Source organism: Variovorax sp. 01T432 (assembly GCF_056398605.1).
The window spans coordinates 163,312-178,242 of the sequence record NZ_JBFTPS010000002.1 but is presented as its reverse complement, the minus strand read 5'-3'; the positions used below and the strand labels follow the sequence as shown (position 1 = coordinate 178,242).

At 69.5% G+C, this 14,931-nt stretch carries 12 protein-coding genes; 6 read left to right on the top strand and 6 right to left on the bottom strand.

All coding sequences use genetic code 11. The features are described from left to right. Positions 1-140: 140 nt before the first annotated feature. Positions 141-2,183, top strand: coding sequence for an AsmA family protein (locus AC1DNF_RS02480; protein WP_478146955.1), 2,043 nt, complete (start codon positions 141-143; stop codon positions 2,181-2,183). On the opposite strand, the gene AC1DNF_RS02475 is transcribed toward AC1DNF_RS02480, so the two are convergent. The 6 genes from AC1DNF_RS02475 to AC1DNF_RS02450 form a co-directional block, all read right to left on the bottom strand. After that, on the bottom strand, positions 2,180-4,546 hold the full coding sequence (locus AC1DNF_RS02475; RefSeq protein ID WP_478146954.1) for a gluconokinase, GntK/IdnK-type: 2,367 nt from the start codon (positions 4,544-4,546) through the stop codon (positions 2,180-2,182). The two genes, AC1DNF_RS02480 and AC1DNF_RS02475, sit on opposite strands and share 4 nt — an antisense overlap. Beyond that, complete coding sequence (locus tag AC1DNF_RS02470) at positions 4,543-5,391, bottom strand: Cof-type HAD-IIB family hydrolase (RefSeq protein ID WP_478146953.1); 849 nt, start codon at positions 5,389-5,391, stop codon at positions 4,543-4,545. The genes AC1DNF_RS02475 and AC1DNF_RS02470 overlap by 4 nt, the downstream gene beginning before the upstream one ends. Continuing rightward, the gene (gene gnd, locus AC1DNF_RS02465) at positions 5,388-6,368 is read right to left on the bottom strand and encodes a phosphogluconate dehydrogenase (NAD(+)-dependent, decarboxylating) (protein ID WP_478146952.1); all 981 of its coding nucleotides are present in this window, start codon (positions 6,366-6,368) and stop codon (positions 5,388-5,390) included. The genes AC1DNF_RS02470 and gnd overlap by 4 nt, the downstream gene beginning before the upstream one ends. A 16-nt stretch (positions 6,369-6,384) precedes the next feature. Continuing rightward, positions 6,385-7,530, bottom strand: coding sequence for a transaldolase (gene tal / locus AC1DNF_RS02460; RefSeq protein WP_478146951.1), 1,146 nt, complete (start codon positions 7,528-7,530; stop codon positions 6,385-6,387). Then, positions 7,527-9,626, bottom strand: a complete 2,100-nt coding sequence (gene tkt / locus AC1DNF_RS02455; protein ID WP_478146950.1) for a transketolase — start codon at positions 9,624-9,626, stop codon at positions 7,527-7,529. Before tkt ends, tal begins: the two co-directional genes overlap by 4 nt. Positions 9,627-9,743: 117 nt before the next feature. After that, positions 9,744-10,955: a YbfB/YjiJ family MFS transporter gene (locus AC1DNF_RS02450; RefSeq protein ID WP_478146949.1), complete on the bottom strand. Its 1,212-nt coding sequence runs from the start codon at positions 10,953-10,955 to the stop codon at positions 9,744-9,746. Between the two features lie 100 nt (positions 10,956-11,055). Here AC1DNF_RS02450 and AC1DNF_RS02445 point away from each other — a divergent pair, with 100 nt between their 5' ends. The 5 genes from AC1DNF_RS02445 (at position 11,056) to AC1DNF_RS02425 (ending at position 14,920) form a co-directional block, all read left to right on the top strand. Next, a complete protein-coding gene (locus AC1DNF_RS02445) occupies positions 11,056-12,003 on the top strand; it encodes a LysR family transcriptional regulator (protein ID WP_478146948.1) in 948 nt (315 codons plus the stop codon). 139 nt (positions 12,004-12,142) lie between these two features. Beyond that, entirely contained in the window at positions 12,143-12,895 is a 753-nt protein-coding gene (locus AC1DNF_RS02440; protein ID WP_478146947.1) for an SDR family oxidoreductase, read from the top strand. 19 nt (positions 12,896-12,914) lie between these two features. Next, entirely contained in the window at positions 12,915-13,652 is a 738-nt protein-coding gene (locus AC1DNF_RS02435) for an SDR family NAD(P)-dependent oxidoreductase (protein WP_478146946.1), read from the top strand. Between the two features lie 17 nt (positions 13,653-13,669). Further along, on the top strand, positions 13,670-13,876 hold the full coding sequence (locus AC1DNF_RS02430; RefSeq protein ID WP_478146945.1) for a tautomerase family protein: 207 nt from the start codon (positions 13,670-13,672) through the stop codon (positions 13,874-13,876). Between the two features lie 9 nt (positions 13,877-13,885). After that, positions 13,886-14,920 carry a pyridoxal-phosphate dependent enzyme gene (locus tag AC1DNF_RS02425; protein WP_478146944.1) on the top strand — a complete coding sequence of 345 codons (1,035 nt, stop codon included), beginning with the start codon at positions 13,886-13,888 and terminating at the stop codon, positions 14,918-14,920. The last annotated feature ends 11 nt before the right edge of the window (positions 14,921-14,931 follow it).

Genomic DNA, 14,931 nt, shown 5'->3' with positions numbered 1-14,931 from the left:
CGCCGCTGCGCAAGCCCTATTTCTGGCCGCACGCAGGCCCCTCGGGATGTCGTCCGACCCTTACACGGGAAGCCGCCCGCCGCGCCATCGGCGCTCGAGCCGCGAGGCTGGGTGCTTTTCCAATCCAGGAGTGGGCCTTCATGGCATCCGTGATGAGAGGATTTCCGCGACGCCATCCCCTGTGGACCGCCTGGGGCGCGTTGGCGCTCGCGCTGGTCGCCGTGGTGATGCTGTTCGACTGGAATTGGCTGCGGCCGCCGCTGGAGCGGTACATCTCGCGCAAGACCCAGCGCAGCTTCCACATCTCCGACCTGCATGTCTCGCTCGGCCTCTCGCCCACCATCCGCATGCGCGACGTCTATTTCGGCAATGCCGACTGGTCGAAGGAGAAGGCGATGGCGCGGATCGAAACGCTGGAGTTCTCGGTGTCGCTGCGTGATCTGCCTGAGAAGATCCTGGTCACGCGCGCCGCGCTGACCCGTCCCGAACTGGTCTTCGAGCGCCAGAAGGACGGCCGCAAGAACTGGAAACTCTCGGATCCCTCCGACACTTCGCCGAGCCGGTTGCGCATCAGCTCGCTGTCCGTCGATCAGGGCGAACTGCGCTATCTCGACCACGGCGAGCCCTTCGAAGTCGACGTGCGGGGCAGCACCTTCGACCCCGAGAGCCAGGCCAAGGTCAGGGATGCCGGTGCCAAGGCCTCGAACACCCGCTACTCGACCCGATACACCTTCAGCGGCAAGTACCACGGCGCGGGCTTCTCGGGCACGGCGCTCACGGGTGAAGTGCTCAGCTTCCAGGAATCCGGCATTCCCTTCCCGCTCAAGGGAAGTCTGGTCGCCGGCACCACGCGCGTCGACGTCGAGGGCACGATCGCCGACGCGGCCAACATCTCGGCCATCGACACGCAGCTGCGCATCCAGGGCCAGACCCTGGCCAACCTTTATCCCTTCCTGCTGCTGCCCCTGCCGGCCTCTCCGCCCTACGAACTTCGCGGGCACCTGATCCTCAAGGGCAAGCACTACTCGATGGACGATCTGGCAGGCAGGATCGGCTCCACCGACATCACCGGCCGCGGCGCCTACATCGACCGGGAGCCGCGCCCCTTGCTCACGGCGGACTTGCACAGCAAGCTCCTCAAGCTCGCGGACCTCGGCCCCCTGGTGGGCGTGCAGACCCGGGAGTCGGGCGGCAAGCCGGCCGTCTCGCAGGCCGAGACCCGAGACCGGCCCGCGGCGAAGGCGGCCGAAAGGGCCGGGGACCCCGGCCACATTCTTCCCGCCGGAAGCTTCGAAGGCAGCAGGCTGCAGAAGATCGATGCCGAGGTGGACCTGGAGGCCGGCAAGCTGGAGGTCCCGCATGCGCTGCCGCTGGAAAGCCTGCGCGCGTCGCTGCGCCTGCACGACGCGGTCCTCAAGCTCGCGCCGCTTGATTTCGGCTTCGCGGGCGGCACCATCGCTTCCCAGGTCACGCTGGATGCGCGCGAGCCGACCCTCAAGTCCGAGCTGCAGGCGAACTTCCGCCGCATCCGTGTCGACCGGCTGATGCCCTCCAGCAAGGAGGCGATCGCCAAGGGGGCCGGGCTGCTCGGCGCGACGATCCAGCTCAAGGGCAGTGGCAATTCGATTGCCGATGCCGCCGCCAGGTCCGACGGGCGCATCTCGGCCGCCATCGCCGGCGGCCGTATCTCGAATCTGCTGGATGCCGCGAGCGGCCTCAACGGCGGCAAGGTGCTGCGCCTGCTGGCGGGCGGCGACAAGACCATCGACGTGAATTGCGGCGGCATGGCCTTCGACGTCAAGGATGGCCAGGGCACCTCGACACTTTTCGTGGTCGACACGGAGCAGACCCAGATCCTGGGCAGCGGCAGCTTCGACCTGGCGCACGAGCGCTTCGACATGACCGTGCAGCCCAAGCCCAAGCACATGGGCATCCTCTCGCTGCGCACGCCGGTGCGCCTCTACGGGAGCTTCAGGCAGCCCGACTTCGAGATCCAGAAAGGGCCCTTGATCGCGCGTGCCGGGGGCGTCATCGCATTGGCGGCACTGGCGCCCATTGCGGCACTGATCCCGCTGATCGAGACCGGACCGGGCGTCGATGCCAATTGCGCGGCTGTTGGCCGCGAGGTCGGCGAGGCGCGCAAGCAGGCCGACGCGCCCGCGCGCAAGGGCCGCAAGCCCTAGCGCCGCGCGCGGGCGGGCCTGTTCCGGCCCGGCCAGGTAAGCCATGTCAGCGCCTGAAGGCAGGCCTCGCCGACGTCGACTTCGCCCTCGATGATCAGCGTCCGCTCCGATGCGTCGGGCTGCTCCAGCGTGTGCAGCTGGCGCCTGAGATCCGAGGGCCGCATCCAGTGGGTCCGGCGCGCGCCGATGCGTTTGAGAAGCACGGCTTCGCTCGGCGCGAGCAGGACGAAGGCCAGGTTCGCGTGGCTCGCGCGCAGGCGGTCGCGAGAGGCCTTCTTGAGCGCCGGGCACGCGATGATCCCGTGCTCACCCGCCCTGGAGCGGGCCGCGATCCAGTCCGCCACCTGCGCCAGCGTTGGCGCGCGGTCGTCCTCGTCGAGCGGCTCGCCCGCGCGCATCTTCCTGGCGGGCGCCGCGGGATGGAGCCGGTCGGCATCCACGAACTTGCATTCGAGCTGCGCCGCCAGGGCCTTGCCGAGCGTCGTCTTGCCGGAGCCGGACACACCGCTGATGACGACGATCAACGGCTCCCCCGAGCTGGCCTTGCCGTCGCGATCGACCAGTTCCCAGACCCCGCCGGCCGCGGAGGACAGCGCATGCACGCTGTTGATCAGGCCGATATGCGAGAAGGCCTGCGGGAAGTTGCCCAGCTGCCGACGCGCGACCGGGTCGTATTCCTCGGCGAACAATCCGAGGTCGCTGCCGAGTGACAGCAGGTGATCGAGCAGGGCCCTGGCCTCCTTGAGCCGGCCCATCGCGACATACACGTTCGACAGCCAGAAGCTGCAGGCGAGAAAGGCGGCCTCGCCGCCCTCGAGGCCGTCGACGCCCTGCTCGGTGCGATAGCGGTAGACGAGTCTCTTGAAGACCAGTTCGCGCTCGATGCGGGCCACCGTCCTCTCGACGCGCGGATCGTGGATCGGCAGGAAGCCCACCAGCGGCATCAGCAGCAGCGCCGCGTCGACCGCGTCCGCGCCGTAGTACTGGACGAAGGAGCCGCTCGCCGCGTCGTAGCCCTTCGCGCAGACATCCGCGTGGATCTCGTCTCGCACCTTGCGCCATTCGTCGACCGGACCATCGAGATGGAAGTCCCGCGCGCTCGCGATCATGCGGTCGAAGGCGAGCCAGCACATGAACTTGGAATGGACGAAATGCCGCAGCTCCCCGCGCACTTCCCACAGGCTGCAATCGGGCTTCTTCCACAGCACCGTCAGCTGCTGGGCAATGGCGCACTCCAGCGGCCAGACCTTGTCCATGTCCTTGAGCCCGGCCTTTCGCGAGGCGTGGAAGGCCGCGATGACCGCGCCATACACATCGAGCTGCCGCTGCGCCTGTGCGCCGTTGCCGATGCGCACCGGCCGGCTGTCCTCGTAGCCCCGCAGCCAGCCCAGTTCGACCTCGGTCAGGGTGCGTTCGCCGTGCAGGCCGTACATCACCTGCAATTCTTCCGGCGAACCGCCGACCGCGCGCATCAGCCACCAGCGCCAGTCGCTGGCCTCTTCGATGTAGCCCGATCCGATCAGCGCATAGAGCGTCAGCGCCGCGTCGCGCAGCCAGCAGAAGCGATAGTCCCAGTTGCGCTCGCCGCCCGGATGCTCGGGCAGCGAGGTGGTGGGCGCGGCGACGATGCCGCCGGAGGGCTCGTAGGTGAGGGCCTTGAGCGTCAGCAGCGAGCGCGTGACGGCCTCGCGATACTCGCCGTCGTAGCCGCAGCGGTCGGTCCATTCGCACCATTCCCCGGCGGTGCGGGCCAGCAGCGCATGGGCGTCGCGCGTGACCGGCGGCGTCTGGTGCGAGGGAAACCACTCGAGGCAGAAAGCGATGGCTTGCCCGGCCGTGACCGTGAAGTCCGCGGTGCTCGCGAAGTTCTCGTTGATCAATTCCACGCCCGAGGTGACGCGAACCCCATCCGGCCCCGCGACCGCGTAGACCGCGCCTTCGCGCCGCTCCACCCACGGGCACCATTCGCCATAGTTGAAGCGGATGCGAAGTTCGGTATGCATGGCCGCCGTGCCCCGCACGCCGCGCACGATGCGCACCACTTCATGCATGCCGTCGGAGGCCGGCCGCGGCATGAAGTCGGTCACGGTCGCCACGCCCTGGGCGGTGCGGAAGGTGGTCTCGAGCACGAGCGTCCCGGGCAGATAGCGCCGCGTGATGCGCGCCTTGCGGTCGCGGGCACGCATGGACCAGCGACCGTTGTTCTCGTCGCCGAGCAGGCTTGCGAACATCGCCGCGGAGTCGAAGCGCGGCAGGCAGAGCCATTCGATGTCGCCGCCGCGATGGACCAGCGCGGCGCTGTGCGTCGAGCCGATCAGCGCGTAATCCTCGATCGGCCGGGCAGGACCTGGCCGGCCGATCATGAGCGCATGTCCCCGATCAGGCGGTCGATCGCCTGCGCGACGCCATCCGCTTCGTTCGACGCGGTGGTCCAGTCGGCAGCCCCTCGCACGGCATCGGGCGCCTGGCCCATGGCGATCGAGAGCCCGGCGCGGGCGAACATCGGCAGGTCGTTGGGCATGTCGCCGATCACCGCGACGGCCGCCAGCGCCACGCCCATCGCAGCGGCCACCGCTGCGACGCCGTCGCCCTTGTTCGCCAGCAGGGCGGTGGCGTCCAGGAAGTAGGGCTGCGACAGGGCGACGGTGGCCTCGCCGCGCGTCGCATCCTGCATCGCCGCTTCGAGCCGCTTCAGCAGAGCGGCGTCGTCGCTCACGCCCACGATCTTGTCGACCGGCGCATCGCACAGGCGCTCAAGGTCCCGGCGCAGCGTCGGCTCCATGCCGGCGGACAGCCTTTCGCGCGGCACGTGCGGGCTGGCGTCGTCGCGCGCATACCAGTGCTCGTCGGCGAACAGCCAGACGTCGATGCCGGCCTCGTCGAGGATCGAGAGAATCCGCCTGGCCACCTCGGGCGCGATCCGCCGGGCGTCGCCGACCACGCCGAGGCGGTTGAAAAGGGTGCCGCCGTTGAATGCGCCGAAGGTGCCGTCCAGCCCCAGCGCATCCACGATCCACAGCATGCCGCTCATCGGCCGCGCGCTGATCAGCGTCATCGCCGTGCCGGTGGCCGTCAGCCGACGGGCGGCGGCGACATTGGCCTCGGACAGGGACTTGTCGTGCCGCACCAGCGTGCCGTCGATGTCGCAGACGAGCAGGCGGACGGCGGCGCCGCTCGCTTGCGCGGCCGATGCCTGGGGCAGCGTCATTTGCGCGGCAGCTCCAGGTGGCCACCGAAGCCGAAGCGCATGGCCGACAGCAGCTTGTCGCCGAAGGTGCTCTCTACCCGGCTGCGGTAGCGCGCGAAAAGGGCCGAGGAGAGAACGTAGGCCGGCACGGCTTCCTCCATTGCCGCGTCGATCGTCCACTGTCCTTCGCCGCTGTCGGCGACCTTGCCCGAATAATTGTCGAGCCCGTGGTCCTGCGCCAGCGCGGATGCGCTCAGGTCGAGCAGCCATGAAGAAACCACGCTGCCGCGCCGCCAGACCTCGGCCACGTCGGGCAGGTTGATGTCGAAGCGCTGGTCCTGCGGCAGCTTTTCCGAGCCCTTGCCCTTGAGGATGTCGAAGCCTTCGGCGTAGGCCTGCATCAGGCCGTATTCGATGCCGTTGTGAACCATCTTGACGAAGTGCCCCGCGCCGGCGGGCCCGGCATGGATGTAGCCGCGCTCGGCGCGGTCGTCCTGGCCTTCGCGGCCGGGCGTGCGGGGGATGTTGCCGTAGCCGGGCGCGAGCGTCTCGAAGATCGGGTCGAGCCTGTCGACCGTCTCCTTGTCGCCGCCGATCATCATGCAGTAGCCGCGCTCCAGCCCCCACACGCCGCCGGAGGTGCCGACGTCGACGTAGTGCAGCGACTTCGATCGGCACGCGGCGGCGCGGCGGATGTCGTCCTTGTAGAAGGTGTTGCCCCCGTCGATGATGATGTCGCCCGGCGCGCACAGCGCCATCAGCGCGTCGATCGTCGTCTCGGTCGGCGCGCCGGCCGGAAGCATCGACCAGAAGATGCGTGGCGCGGCGAGCTTGCCCGCCATCTCGTCCAGCGACGAGGCCGCCGTGGCGCCTTCCTGGCCGAGCGCCGCCACCGCCTTGTCGTCGTGGTCGAACGCCACCACGCCATGGCTGCCGCGCATCAGGCGGCGCGCGATGTTGCTGCCCATTCGGCCGAGGCCGATCATTCCAATCTGCATGGCTGACTCCGTTTTCTCAGGTGAGGCCGCCGCTCAGGAACGCGGCCCGCTTCTTCTCGACAGCGGCCAGCAGTTCGTCGGCGGCATCGGCGAATTGCCGAACGCCATCTTCGACCAAATCGGCCGTCACGCGGGCGAGGTCGAGGCCCAGCCGTTCGGTCTCGGCCAGGATGTGGCGCGCGCCCTCGATGTCCTGCGTGAGCGTGGGAGCCACGACGCCATGTTCGCGAAATGCGTCCATGGTCTTGAGCGGCATCGTGTTCACCGTGTCGGGGCCGATGAGCTGGTCGACGTAGAGCGTCGGGGAATAGCCTGGGTCCTTGGTGCCCGTTGAGGCCCACAGAAGCCGCTGCGGCATCGCGCCCTCGGCCGCCAACGCTTTCCAGCGTGCCCCGGCGATCTGCTCCCGGTACCATGCGTAGGCGAGCTTGGCGTTGGCGATGGCGACCTTGCCGCGCAGCGCCTTGTACGCCGGGCTGCCGGCATCCCGGTCCTCGATTCGCTGGTCGATGGCCTTGTCGATCCGCGCGTCGATGCGGCTCACGAAGAAGCTCGCGACACCGGCGATCCTGTCGATCGGCCGGCCCGTCTTCACCCGGGCTTCCAGCCCCGCGACGAAGGCCTCGGCCACGGCCCTGTACGCGTCCTGGGCGAAGAGCAGCGTGACATTGATGTTGAGTCCGTCTTCGATCAGCTGGCGGATGGCCGGCACGCCCGCGGCGGTGCCGGGCACCTTCACCATCAGGTTCGGCCGGCCGACCGCCGCCCACAGGCGCCGCGCCTGCGCGATGGTGGCCTGGGTGTCATTGGCCAGATTAGGCGAGACCTCGAGGCTGACATAGCCGTCCTTTCCGCGCAGCCGGTCATACACCGGGCGCAAGTCGTCCGCCGCGGCCTGGATGTCGCGGATCGCCTGCGCCTCGTAGATCTCGGTCGCGCTGGCATCCGGCCCGGCTTCGGCCAACCAGGCCTTGAAGCCTTCGTCATAGGCATCGCCGTGGCCCATCGCCTTCTCGAAGATCGAGGGGTTCGAGGTCACGCCGGTCAGCGCGTCGTCCTCGATCAGCCTGCGCAGGCCGCCCTCGGCCAGGAACTTGCGATCGAGGAAATCGAGCCATACCGCCTGGCCCGCCGCATGGAGTTGTCGAAGCGCAGAGGTCATGGCCTGTTCGCCTCCATGCACGCGCGCGCCACCTTCAGGACGTTGTCGAGCGTGAAGCCGAACTTCTGCTGAAGCATGGCGAGCGGCGCGGAGGCGCCGAAGGTGGACATGGTGACCGTCGCGCCCCGCGCGCCGATATAGCGGTCCCAGCCGAGCGCGCCGGCCTGCTCGATGGCGATGCGCGTCTTCACGCCAGGCGGCAGCACCTGGTCGCGATAGGCGCGGTCCTGTTGTTCGAACAGGTACCAGCTCGGCATCGACACGACGCGCGAGCGCACGCCCTGCGCCGCCAATGCCTCGTGCGCCGCGACGGCAAGCGAGACCTCGCTGCCGGTCGCGATGAAGAGGACCTCGGCCTCTCCGCCCGGCGGGTCGGCGAGTACATAGGCGCCTCGGCGCAGCCCCTCGGCGGGAGCGTACTTCGCGCGGTCGAGCGTCGGCAGCGCCTGGCGCGAGAGGATCAGCGCGGTCGGCTGGTGCGTCCGGCCGAGCGCCACCTTCCAGGCGACGGCCACTTCGTTGGCGTCGCAGGGGCGGATCGTGTCGAGCCCCGGGATCGCGCGCAGGGTCGCCAGGTGCTCGATCGGCTGGTGGGTCGGACCGTCCTCGCCGACGCCGATCGAGTCGTGGGTGAACACGAAGACCACGGGTATCTCCATGATCGACGCCAACCGGATGGGGGCCCGCATGTAGTCCGCGAAGACCAGGAAGGTGGCCGTGTACGGACGCAGGTAGCTGAGCGCCATGCCGTTGGCAACGGCGCCCATCGCATGCTCGCGCACGCCGAAATGCATGTTGCGGCCCGCATGGTCCTCGGGCTCGAAGGAGCCCGCGCCTTCGAAAGTGAGCAGGGTCTTGGTCGAGGGCGACAGGTCGGCCGCGCCGCCGATGAGCATCGGCACGTGCGGCGCGATCGCGTTCAGCACCTTGCCGCCCGCGTCGCGGGAGGCGATCCCCTTGGCATCGGCCGCGAAGCCGGGAATGTCCGCATCCCAGCCATCGGCCAGCTTGCCCCGTCGCAGCCGATCGAACTCGGCCGCTTCCTTCGGGAAGCTCTGGCGATAGCGCTCGAACTCGGCTTCCCATGCCTCGCGCGCCGCCTTGCCGCGCCGGGCGACGACGGCGCCGAAGGCCTCTGCGACGCCCTCCGGCACCAGGAACTGCGCGTCCTCGGGCCAGCCGTAAGCCCTCTTGGTGGCGCGGACGTTGTCGGCGCCCAGCGCCTCGCCATGGGCCTTCTCGCTGCCGGCCCTGGGGCTGCCCCAGCCGATGACCGAATGCACGACGATGAAGGTCGGGCGGTCATGCGTATGGCGGAAGTTGTCGAGCGCCTGGGCAATGGCCTTCGTGTCGTTGGCGTCGGCCACGTGCAGCACGTTCCAGCCGTAGGCCTCGAAGCGCTTGCCGACGTCCTCGGTGAAGGCGAGGCGGGTCGAGCCCTCGATGCTGATGTGGTTGCTGTCGTAGATCCAGCAGAGATGGGACAGCGCCAGGTGGCCGGCCAGCGAGGCGGCTTCGCCGGAGATGCCCTCCATCATGTCGCCGTCGCCGCACAGCACATACACATCGTGATCGAAGAGCGTGAAGCCCTCGCGGTTGAAGCGCGCCGCGAGCGCGCGCTGCGCCACGGCCATGCCCACGGAGTTGCCGCAGCCCTGGCCCAGCGGCCCGGTCGTGGTTTCGACGCCGGTCGTCATCCGGTACTCCGGATGTCCGGGGGTCTTCGAACCCAGCTGCCGGAACTGGCGGATGTCGTCCAGGCTCACGGCCGGCTGGCCGCTGGGTTTGCCCTCCGCGTCGATTTCCCGGACCCCGGCGAGATGCAGGAGTGCATAGAGAAGCATCGATGCGTGGCCGGCCGACAGCACGAAGCGGTCCCTGTCCGGCCAGTCCGGCACCTCCGGGTCGTAGCGCAGGAAATCGCGCCACAGGGTGTAGCCGACCGGCGCGAGCCCCATGGGCGTGCCGGGGTGGCCGGAGTTGGCCTTCTCGACGGCGTCGATGGCCAGCGTGCGAATGGTGTCGATGGCCAGGCGCTCCGGGGATCCGTCCTCGTGGACCGATGATGCCGGGGTCGCGATCGATGGTTCGTTCATGCTTGAAACTCCGCGTGTGTTGCCGACGAACAGAAGCACGGACGATAGCCCTTGGCGCTCGTCCGTGAGGTAGTCATTCTTCCTCTGTTGCGTGGCCCGCGCGGCGCGGGCCCGGCCTCAGCCCCGCGCGCGGTGCGCGATCGACGATACGGCGTCGACGGCCAGGGCGAGGACGATCGCGCCCGTCCCGATGCCGAAGAGCAGCGCGTAATTGCCGCCACTGCTCACCAGCAGGAAGGACATGCCATAGGCCGCGGCCGCCTGCAGCACGGCGAAGCCGGTCGTGGCGCGGCTCCACGCCGCGCGGTGCAGCGCGGGATGGTGGGCGAGCAGTTCCTGTACGCGGCCCAGCACCAGCGGAACGATGCCCGGCGTGAACGCGCCGACCAGCGCGCTCGAGACGATCAGCCCGCCGCTGCCGAACAGCCCCAGCGCGGGGATCGCGACGGCGGCGGCCTGGATCAGGAAGGCGAGCCGCAGCGCCGGCCCGAAGCCGGCGCGATCGGCAAGGTGGCCGCTCAACAGCGGCCCGACCACGGCACCGAGGCCGAACACGACCCAGTATTGCGAGCCGGCCGCAAGGCCTTGTCCGAGGCCGCGCGCGACATAGTCGACCAGGAAGATCATGTGTGGCACGAGCCCGGCCGCATTGAGCGCGTATTCCGCGTAGAGCGCGCGCAATTGCAGGGTCGGGTGCGCGGGCGCCATGGCGCGATGCGCCGGGGGCGCCGTCGCGCCGCCGGTCGGCCAGCCGCCCCATGCGACCACGGTGAGCACGAGCGCGAGTGCCCCCAGGCCGAGCCAGGCCTGCGTCAGACCCTGGCGCAGCAGCAGCGGCACGAGCGTGCCCGACGCCGCGATGCCCAGGCCCACTCCCATGAAGATGAAGCCGCTGGCGGCGCCGCGCCGCGCGGGTGGAACGTGCGGCAGGACCGAGGGCGCGGCCAGCACCATCAATGCGCCCCCGCCGATGCCCGAGACGAAGCGCCAGGTGAAGAACCAGGCGAAGTCCACCGGCCGGGCGCAGGCGAAGAGCGCGAGGGTGGTGACCGCCATCATGGCGCGCAGCACGGAGCGCGCCGGCCACCGCGCCGCGAGCGGGCCGGCCAGCAGCGCGCCCGCCAGGTAGCCTCCCAGGTTTGCCGCCCCGAGGTAGGTGGCCTGCGAGGCGCCGAACCAGTGCGCGCCGATGATCGCCGGCAGCAGTGGCGTGTACGCGAAGCGCGCCAGGCCGAGCCCCACGAGGCTCGCGCAGAAGCCCGCCAGCGCGGCGCGCCAGGCGGTGGGCCCGGCGCGATGCGATGGGATGCCGGTTGTCGCTGAAGGCATGGTTTTCTCCTGGGAGGTGATGCGCCCCATGCTACGAATTGCCGGGCCTCGAATGAATGCCTATGCTCCGGCATTCAGTGTTTCACTCTGGGGAAGAGTCTTGGATCGGATCGATGCGATGAAGGTGTTCGTGGCGGCACTCAACGAGGGCAGCCTGGCCGGCGCGGGACGCAAGCTCGGCAAGTCGCCCGCAGCCGTCAGCCGCGCCATCGCCTTTCTCGAGTCTCACGTCGGCACGGAACTGTTGCATCGCACGACGCGGTCGATCAAGCTCAGCGAGGCTGGCGAGCGCTATGCCGTCGCGTGCCGCCGGATCCTCACCGACCTCGAGGAAGCCGACATGGCCGCCGCCGGCGAGCGATCGGCGCCGCGCGGCATGCTGACGATCACGGCGCCGGTCGCCGCGGGCGAGACGCTGCTGCGCCCCGTGCTCGACGCGTTCATGGACAAGTATCCCGCCGTGTCCGTGCGGCTTGACATGCTCGACCGTCCCGCCAACCTCATCGAGGAAGGCATCGACGTGGCGCTGCGCATCGCCCATCTCGCGGACTCCACGCTGGTCGCCCTGCGCGTCGGCGACGTGCGGCGGGTCGTGGCGGCCTCGCCGCGCTACCTCGCGCGCCACAAGCGCATCGCGCAACCCGCCGACCTTGCCGAGCACCAGATCATCGCGATGACGCACTTCGGCATCGACTCGTGGAGCTTTCCGCCGAGCGACGGCTCGACGATCCCGCGAACGGTGCAGTTCACCCCGCGCTTCATCGTCAACAGCATCCGCGCCGCCGTCACGTCCGCGGTGCAGGGGCGCGGCGTGGTGCGCATGTTCTCGTACCACCTGGCCGACGCGGTGGCCGACGGCACGCTGAAGATCATCCTCGCCGAGGACGAGCATGCGCCCCTGCCGGTGCACCTGGTCTCGCCGCACGGCCGCCTTGCCGTTCCGAAGGTCCGGGCCTTCGTCGACTTCGCATTGCCCCGGTTGCGCGAAGGCTTCGAGGCCTTGGCCCAGGCCTGCAACGAGACCGCCAAGGCGGCGCGCGGCAGCTAGCGAGCGCGCGAATTCGATCGATCAAAGGAAGAGTGTCTGCCGGGGGACGGCTATTCACTCGGAGACTGCACGACTCTACATTTCCTTCCAGACGGCGCCGCATCCGGCAGGCGCCGCAGAACCTGGAAAGGAATGGACCATGAGCGTGCAGGACAACATCAGGAACAAGGTCGTCATCATCACCGGCGCGAGCAGCGGCCTTGGCGAGGCGACGGCGCGCCTGCTGGCGCAGCGGGGCGCCAAGCTCGTGCTGGCCGCGCGCCGCAAGGAGCGCCTCGACGAGATCGCCGCAGAACTGCGCCAGAGCGGCGCGCTGGTCACGACCGTCGCCGCCGACGTCTCGCGCCGCGCCGACGTCGATGCGATCGCCGCCGCCGCGCTGCGCGACTTCGGCCGCATCGACGTGCTCGTCAACAACGCCGGCATCATGCCGCTCGCGTCGCTCGACAAGCTCAAGGTCGACGAGTGGGACCGCATGATCGACGTCAACATCAAGGGCGTGCTCTACGGCATCGCCGCCGTGCTGCCGGGCATGCGCGAGCGCGGCCGCGGCCACGTGATCAATCTCTCCTCTGTTGCCGGCTTCAAGGTCTTCGCGCCGATCGGCACCGTCTACAGCGCCACCAAGTTCGCCGTGCGCGCCATCTCCGAAGGTCTGCGCGCCGAGGCTTCCGCCGGCATCCGCAGCACGATCATCTCGCCCGGCGCCATCGACAGCGAACTCAAGCACACCACTTCCGACGCCGACACCGCGGCCGGCGTGAAGGCCTTCTACGAGGCGAACCAGATCTCCGCCGATGCGGTCGCGCGCGCCATTGCCTACGCGATCGAGCAGCCGGACGACGTCGACATCAACGAGATCGTCATCCGCCCGACGGTGCAGGAATTCTGAGAAAGCAGGCGCGGTCATCATGAACACACAACGCAAGATCGCCGTCGTCACCGGGGCCTCCAGCGGGATCGGCCTGGGCATCTCCAAGGCACTGCTCGCACGCGGCTGGAGCGTGGTGGGCAACGCGCGAACCCGCGCTCGACTCGACGAGGCCGCCGCGCGGCTGGATGCCGGGGCGCGCTTCTTCGGCGTGGTCGGCGACATTGCCGAGCCCATCACCGCGAAGCGGCTGCTGGATGACGCGGTCGGCCACTTCGGCCACGTCGACCTGCTGGTCAACAACGCCGGCATCTTCCTGCCCAAGCCCTTCATCGAGTTCACGGCGGAGGAGATCGAGCAGCAGATCGCGACCAACGTGAAGGGCGTCGTCTTCGCCTCGCAGGAAGCGGCACGCCGGATGATCCCGCGCGGCGAGGGGCAGATCCTCAACATCACCGCCTCGCTCGCGATGCAGCCGCGCAGCAACGTGACGGCCTTCCTGGCGGTGCTGCTCAAGGGCGGACTGAATGCGGCGACGCGAGCCCTCGCGCTGGAACTGGCGCCGCACGGCATCCGCGTCAACGCGGTCGCGCCGGGGATCATCGACAGCCCTCTGCATACGCCCGAGACCCACGAGTTCCTCAAGACGCTGCAACCGGCTCGCCGGCTCGGCACGATCGAGGAGATCGCAGACGCCGTGCTCTACCTGGCCGGCGCCCACTTCACCAATGGCATCGTCCTGCCCGTCGATGGCGGCGGCAGCGCGGGCAGCTGCTGAGCAGCGGGGAGACACACATGCCTTACGTCAACGTTCGCATCACGCGCGATGGCGTCACCGTCGCGCAGAAGGCCCAGGTCATCGCCGAGATGACCGAGACCCTGCAGCGCGTCCTCGGCAAGCAGCCCGAGCTGACCCACATCGTCATCGACGAGGTCGACACGGACAACTGGGGCGTCGCGGGCGAGACGACGACCGTCATCCGTGCCCGCGCATCGAAGTGAGGTGCGCGCATGACCGCCGCGACCCGTTTCGATCGCCATCCCCGAGCCCGGCTGCTCGAAGGGCCGACGCCGATCCAGCGGTTGAGCCGGGTCGAGGCGGCGCTCGCCCCCGCGTTGAACGGCGCTCGCCTGTTCGTCAAGCGCGATGACCTGACCGGGCTGGGCGGCGGCGGCAGCAAGCTGCGCAAGCTCGAATTCCTGCTCGGCGATGCGCTCGCGCAGGGCGCGGACACCGTCATCGCCACCGGCCCGCGCCAGTCGAACAGCGCGCGGCTGGCCGCGGCCGCTGCCGCGCGCCTCGGCCTGCGCTGCGAACTCGGACTGCGCCCGCTCGCCGCGGACGACGGCGCCGAGTACGCGCAGGGCGGCAATGCGCTGCTGGCCGGCCTCTTCGGAGCCACGATCCATTCGCTGCCCGACGCCGCTGCCGCCGCCGGCTTCTGCGCGGAGCGGCTGGCGACGCTCGAGGCCCATGGAGGGCAGGGCTACGTGCTGCCTCCCGGCGCCAGCTCGCCGCTGGCGAGCCTGGGCTACGCCGAGTGCGCGCTCGAGATCGCGGACCAGGAGCATGCCCTCGGCATTCGCTTCGATCGCGTCATCGTGGCCAACGGCAGCGCAGGCACCCAGGCCGGACTCATTGCCGGTTTCGCGCTGCTCGATCGGCGCGCCGTCGTGCATGGCTTCTCCGTGCTGGCGGATGCCGCGGCTGCGCATGCGGCCACGCTCGCGCTCGCCCGCGAGTGCTTCGCCCTCCTGGAGGGCGACGGCGAGATCCGCGGAGACCACGTCGTGGTCGACGACAGCCACCGTGGACCCGGCTACGGACGGGTCACGCGCGAAGCCCTCGGCGCGATCCGATTTCTCGCCACGCGCGAAGGCTTGCTGCTGGACCCGGTGTATTCGGCCAAGGCCTTCGCCGGGCTCCTGTGCCAGGCGCGCCGCGGCAAGTTGCCGCCGCAGCGGAACATCCTCTTCCTCATGACGGGCGGCACGCCGGCGCTCTTCGCGTATCGCGACGCGCTGGACTATCCCTCGATCCCATGAAAAGACCTGGA